Source organism: Brevundimonas sp. (assembly GCF_035626535.1).
GTDB lineage: Bacteria > Pseudomonadota > Alphaproteobacteria > Caulobacterales > Caulobacteraceae > Brevundimonas.
Genome location: NZ_DASPNO010000042.1, coordinates 21868 through 28062 on the forward strand (window position 1 = coordinate 21868; position 6195 = coordinate 28062).

The following is a 6195-nucleotide window of genomic DNA, read 5'->3' on the forward strand; positions in this document are numbered from 1 at the left end:
CTGCGCGCCGACAGGTCAAAAGTGGACGCACGTCTTTCTCCCAGGGTGAGAAGGAAACCTGCGCCTCACCCGCGCCCGAACCACGCCCCCCAGTCGCGGCGATCGTACCGGTCCCAGCGCCAGTGCCGCCGCAGCCGCTCGGCCACGAGGGGGTCGCCCGGCCGCCAGACCTCGCAGGTCCGGTTCACCCCCTGCACCGCCTCGACCACCTCCAGCCGGCCGGCCGGGCGGCGGCAGCCGGCGCAGCGGAACCGTCCCGCCAGCCACAGCTCGCCGAGGCAGACCGTGCGCCGCCGCTCCGGCAGGCTCGCGCTGTCGACCGCCTGGCAGCGGCCGCAGGGTTCGCAGTGCAGGCGCAGCACCAGGCCGCGCCGCCGGGCGACCTGCAGGGTGATCAGGCGCGGCGGCGCGGGCGGCCCCGGATGGCCGTGCGGCAGCATGGGCCTAGAGCCAGCCGCAGGGGTTGTCGGGCCGGGGCCGGCGCGAGACGTAGGACAGATGCGCCGCCCGCCGCCCGCAGGCGCAGACGAACCGCCGGCTCAGCCCCTCGGCCGGGCGCGGCCCGTCGCCGAACAGCCGGTCCGGATTGAACAGCGCCTCGCGCCCGCAGCCGGGGCGCAGACAGCGCACGTGCAGCAGGCGGGCGGGGGTCTTGGGGGACGGGCGGGGGGAGGGATCAGGGGCGGGGGGCGAGGGACGGGCTGGGAAGGGGGGACGCAACTGGAGGGCTCCGGGGAACCACCGACGGAGGGGGTTTTAGCGGAGGCGCGGGGGGCGAGGGAGGGGGTTGTTCGTGGTTTGTTCTGCGCGGCTGTGGATGAGGAGCGCGGGTTGGTCATCTCTTCCTTCTCCCCTTGGGGGAGAAGGTGGCCCGGCAGGGCCGGATGAGGGGTAAGGCGGCTCCGGGTCGGCCGCCGACCAATTGGCGTCCGGCATCCCCCTCATCCGGACGGCTCCGCCGCCCACCTTCTCCCCCGGAGGGGAGAAGGGATCAGACGCGGCGGTACGTCCCGCGTCGGTCTCCGAACGCCAGCCAGCCCCGGTCGCGCAGCAGCTGGAGCTGCTGCCTGATCTTGGGGCGGACGTTGCTGTTTCCGGGATAGAGCGCCGCCAGCGTCGCCTCCTGGGCGTAGACGTCCTCCAGCGTGAACGCGTCCCGACCCACCGCCTCGACCGCCTTCATCACCGCCAGCAGCCAGCCGCGCGCCGGGGCGGCGGCGTCGCGCAGGAACAGGGTCGAGCGCCAGCGGTCGCGGACCTCGGCCTGCGGCACCGGGACGCCGGCGCGGATCAGCGGGATGCGGCCGGCGTCGGGGACGAGGCCGATCAGGATGGTCGAGCCCTGCCACGGCGCGCTGCGCCCCTTGGGCCAGGTCGGGGTCTTGGGGCGGACGATGGCCGCCGTGAAGAACTGCCGGGGCACGACGATCAGGTCGGTGACGGCGTTGGCGGCCGCGTCATAGCGCATCACGAACAGGCTGGGATTGTCGGCCGCCGCCAGCCGCGTCTGCATGGCGCTCCACGCCCCGGCCGGGAGGGTGGCGCCGAGCGCGGCCCGCGTGGCCTTCAGCTCGTATTCCTCGGCGCAGGCGGGGCAGCGGAAGTCGCCGACCGGCGCATTGTTGGGAAGGGCCGGCAGGCGGTCGGCGTCGCAGTTGGGGCAGAAGCCGTGCTGGGCCATCCAGCCCTCTGTGAGGTAACGAGCCTTCTGCAAGCCGCTCTTGTAGACGGCGGTCGGCTCGGCGAAGCCGAGACTGCACCACGAGTTGGTATCGTCCCCCATCCACCCACCGTAGCGGGTGGTGGGTCAGGGGGTTAGTGCTTGTCCGCAAAAGGTGCGGGGGTTCGATTAGACGAGGGCTGCGCCTGACCAGTACCGTGCTGTCAAGGCAATGAGCGGGTAGAAGACCCCAACCAGAAAACAACCTACTGCAACTGCGGCGCAACCCACACTAACTATCAACCGGCGACGTTCGTCCTCGGCAATCTTCTGAGTCGTACTATCCGAAATGCCGTAGTGGACGGCGAGGATGGTGGAGAACAGACCCGCCGCGATCACTCCAATGGCGAAGGCCCATAGACTCGGGAACAGCAGATGGGCGACGCCGCCTGCGTCTGGGTCCGTAAACTTGGCCCCCAACGCGATGAGCCCCCCGCCGTTACCGACGGCCAACCACAGGCTCACGCGCTTTAGCAGTGATCGGTGGAGGTCGTCGTATATCTCCGTCAGGTTTTCTGCCATCGCCACCTCCTCGTCCGCCCCCATTCGGCGAGTTGACGATGCTAGAACGAATGGTCTTCGTCGACAGGAAGTTTCAAGCGCGCCCGTCCCCTGCTGTGCGGCGGGTGATTGACCAGAGCGATGTCCCCTCAGGATCGGGCGGGGCGGTCAGCCCTTGCCGCGCGAATAGCGCTCGATCTCGTCGCCGTCAGCGTCGAGGGCCACCACATGGCGGGCGTCGAACTCGACCACGCCCTGCTCTTTCCATTGGATCGAGGGGTCGCCGTCATAGGCCAGGTCGACGGCCTCCTCGAGGGAGTCGGCTTCCACCTCGGTGGTGTAGTCGACGTAGGCGTCGACACGGGAGAGGATGGTGAACTTCGGCATGGGGCGGCTCCTTCTCCGGGGAGCCTGCCCAAATCATCCCTGCGGAGCTACCAACCCCAGATTGGCTAAAAAGCCGGCCAGATCACCGATCTGGCCGGCCAAGGTATCGAGTACTGTTTTAGGCGGCGGCTTCGTCGTCCTGCGCGATCAGAAGATCGAGGCCAGACTTGTTCCGCACATAGTCGATGATCGCCTGCGTGTTGGTACGGCCGGCCCCGGTAAGAGCTATCCGCTTACGGCCTTGGGCGTCGAGCACTTCGTCTCCGGTCAGCTTGTTGATCTCCGGCAGCCCGATGCCCAAGCGGAACCAGTCGGGATTGGAACGCGACCAATCGATACTGGCGATCCGCTCCGTGACCTTCTCCCGCTCGGCAGGCCCGAGCTTCGCACGGAAGGCAATGTCGTGGTGGATGACACCCAGCGCCTGCCAGCCCGGCGACGACAAGTGGAGGCTGTCCCGATCTTCCCACCGATCATCGCCCATGTGGTCACAGATCGACTGGAAATAGGACGCGATCGACTCGCGCAGGTCTTCCTCGGTTTCCGGAGTGAGGTTGGGATTGTCCAAGTGCGCCAGATTGGCCTCCTGGAACTTCCGGCCTTCGGTCGCGCCGCGAACAGACCGAACCCAGACCGTCTGCACGACGAGCTGCGTCGACTTGCTACCGAGGCTCGCCAGCTTCTCCGCCACTCCGCCATGATCGGAAAGGAACGCGTATGGCGTGAGGTCCCGCGCCAGCTGAACATACGGGTCGGCAGTGTCCAGAGCGAGCGCGAGCCGCTGGGGCACTGGCTGCACACGGAAGTTGAAGTCATGGAACAGCTGGCCCATCTCGCGCCAGCTCAGAGGCTTCGTTTCGGGCGCCGGCGCATAGATGGTCACCGGCAGTTGGAACTTCAGCAGAGCCGCGAGTCCCTCGTCTTGCAGGTCCATAATTCCAGTGACCCGGCCAAGACCATCGATGAGGATGCGGACGACGCTCGGGGAAATGTCGAGCATCATTTGGCCGACGCCCTTCAGATCGGGAGACGGAATGAACTCGACAGGTTCACGGAAAGCGATGGAGATCGCCGGGAAACCGCCCACCGTGATGGCGTCGGGCCCGAACCGCTCCTCGATATAGCCGGCAACGCCTTCACGCCGCGACTTGCTCGTCGGGCGTTGCAGGTACTTGTAGATGTCGCCGATGTCTTTCGGGAGCTTCTTCCAGTTTTGCGACCGGGGGTCATGCCCCAGCAGATTGTGAATCTGTCCGGGAGCGATTTGGGTCGTGTAGGTGACGAGACGTTCGCCGTAATAACCTTGCACGCACGGAATCGGGGCCTTAAGATAAACGAGATCCATGGGCATTTTGGGTTCTCCTGTAATGCCTGTTTCAGAATGACCCCGGGATGTCTTTGGTCGGATGCCCCGGGGTCATTTCGTTTATGGCACAGCTCGCGCCGGCGAACAAGCCCCGCACACATTCTTGCGGGGAAAAAATGAGAACCTACGGGAATTCTGCGACTTTGTACGGGCGTTCCCCACCGCGTCGGCATCGACTGGCGGGACTGACTATGCCTATGGCGTAGTGGCGGCCCCTCCCCCTACCGCCCCTTCCGGAACGCCTCCGCCTTCTCCGCCGCCGCATCGGCCCGCCAGCGCTTCGGCGCGCTCTTGTCGACCGCCTCCCCCTCGGCCGTCAGCACCTCGTTGGCGAACTCGAGGTCCATCAGCTTCATGCGCTTGATCTCGTCCCTGAGCCGCGCCGCCTCCTCGAACTCGAGGTTGGCGGCGGCGTTGCGCATGCGGCCTTCGAGGTCCTTGAGGGCGGCCTGGAAGTTGGAGCCGGTGAAGGGTTTGGCCTCCTCCTTCATGCCCGGCGAGGTCAGCCTGTCGAGGGCGCGGGACTCATAGGGGCTGGCCATGATCTCGCGGATGTCGCGCTTGACCGACTCGGGGGTGATGCCGTGTTCGGCGTTGTACTCTTCCTGCTTGGCGCGGCGGCGGTTGGTCTCGGCGATGGCGCGCTCCATCGAGCCGGTCATGCGGTCGGCGTAGAGGATGACGCGGCCGTCGACGTTGCGGGCGGCGCGGCCGATGGTCTGGATCAGCGAGGTCTCGGAGCGCAGGAAGCCCTCCTTGTCGGCGTCGAGGATGGCGACCAGGCCGCACTCGGGGATGTCGAGCCCCTCGCGCAGCAGGTTGATGCCGATCAGCACGTCGAAGGCGCCCATGCGCAGGTCGCGCAGGATCTCGATCCGCTCGAGGGTGTCGACGTCGGAGTGCATGTAGCGGACGCGGACGCCCTGCTCGTGCATGTACTCCGTCAGGTCCTCGGCCATCTTCTTGGTCAGGACGGTGACGAGGGAGCGGTAGCCCTGGCGGGCGACCTGCTTGACCTCGTCGATGACGTCGTCGACCTGGTTGCGGGTGTCGCCGCTGACCGGGCGGATCTCGACCGGGGGGTCGATCAGGCCGGTGGGGCGGATGACCTGTTCGGTGAAGACGCCGCCGGTCTTCTCCATCTCCCACGGGCCGGGGGTGGCGCTGACGAAGATCGTCTGGGGGCGCATGGCGTCCCACTCGTCGAACTTCAGCGGGCGGTTGTCGATGGCGCTGGGCAGGCGGAAGCCGTATTCGGCCAGGGTCGATTTGCGGCGGTAGTCGCCGCGGTACATGGCGCTGATCTGGCCGACGGTAACGTGGCTCTCGTCGACGAACAGCAGGGCGTTGTCGGGGATGTATTCGAAGAAGGTGGGCGGCGGCTCGCCGGGGGCGCGGCCGGTCAGCCAGCGGGAATAGTTCTCGATGCCGGCACAGGAGCCGGTGGCCTCCATCATCTCCAGATCGAAGCGCACCCGCTGTTCGAGGCGCTGGGCCTCCAGCAGCTTGCCGTTCTCGACCATCCAGTCGAGCGTTTCCTTCAGCTCGTTCTTGATGCCGGTGATGGCCTGGTTGAGCGAGGGTCTGGGCGTGACGTAGTGGCTGGCGGCGTAGACGGTGACCTCCTCGAGGTCGGCGGTCTTCTTGCCGGTGAGGGGGTCGAACTCCTGGATGGATTCCAGCTCGTCGCCGAACAGCTGGATGCGCCAGGCGCGGTCCTCCATGTGGACGGGGAAGATCTCGAGCACGTCGCCGCGCTTGCGGAACATGCCGCGCTCGAAGGCGGCGTCGTTGCGCTTGTACTGCAGGGCGATGAGGTCGGCGCGGAGCTTGGACTCGTCGATCTGGTCCCCGGCCTTCAGGGTGAAGGTCATGGCGGTGTAGGTCTCGACCGAGCCGATGCCGTAGATGCAGCTGACCGAGGCGACGACGGTCACGTCGTCCCGCTCGAGGATCGCCCGCGTCGCCGAGTGGCGCATGCGGTCGATCTGCTCGTTCACCGAGCTGTCCTTCTCGATGTAGGTGTCGGTGCGCGGGACGTAGGCCTCGGGCTGGTAGTAGTCGTAGTAGCTGACGAAATACTCGACGGCGTTGTCGGGGAAGAAGGATTTGAACTCGCTGTAGAGCTGGGCGGCGAGGGTCTTGTTGTGGGCGAGGATCAGGGCGGGGCGCTGGGTGGCCTCGATGACCTTGGCCATGGTGAAGGTCTTGCCCGAGCCGG

Annotated in this window: 7 protein-coding genes; all 7 read right to left on the reverse strand. The window is 66.9% G+C overall.

Annotated features, from left to right (window positions below):
* Positions 1 to 65: 65 nt before the first annotated feature.
* Positions 66 to 440: a hypothetical protein gene (locus tag VEC04_RS06260; RefSeq protein ID WP_324774926.1), complete on the reverse strand. Its 375-nt coding sequence runs from the start codon at positions 438 to 440 to the stop codon at positions 66 to 68.
* A 4-nt stretch (positions 441 to 444) separates the two neighbouring features.
* Positions 445 to 720 (reverse strand): hypothetical protein, encoded by a 276-nt coding sequence (locus tag VEC04_RS06265; protein ID WP_324774928.1) that lies wholly within the window; start codon positions 718 to 720, stop codon positions 445 to 447.
* A 271-nt stretch (positions 721 to 991) separates the two neighbouring features.
* The gene (locus VEC04_RS06270; protein WP_324774931.1) at positions 992 to 1783 is read right to left on the reverse strand and encodes a DpnI domain-containing protein; all 792 of its coding nucleotides are present in this window, start codon (positions 1781 to 1783) and stop codon (positions 992 to 994) included.
* 66 nt (positions 1784 to 1849) lie between these two features.
* A complete protein-coding gene (locus VEC04_RS06275) occupies positions 1850 to 2242 on the reverse strand; it encodes a hypothetical protein (RefSeq protein WP_324774934.1) in 393 nt (130 codons plus the stop codon).
* Positions 2243 to 2389: 147 nt separating this feature from the next.
* Positions 2390 to 2608, reverse strand: coding sequence for a hypothetical protein (locus VEC04_RS06280; RefSeq protein WP_324774937.1), 219 nt, complete (start codon positions 2606 to 2608; stop codon positions 2390 to 2392).
* Positions 2609 to 2726: 118 nt separating this feature from the next.
* Positions 2727 to 3959 carry a DNA sulfur modification protein DndB gene (locus VEC04_RS06285; protein ID WP_324774939.1) on the reverse strand — a complete coding sequence of 411 codons (1233 nt, stop codon included), beginning with the start codon at positions 3957 to 3959 and terminating at the stop codon, positions 2727 to 2729.
* Positions 3960 to 4195: 236 nt separating this feature from the next.
* Positions 4196 to 6195: excinuclease ABC subunit UvrB (gene uvrB / locus VEC04_RS06290; RefSeq protein ID WP_324774941.1), on the reverse strand; the 2000-nt coding region annotated here is incomplete at its 5' end.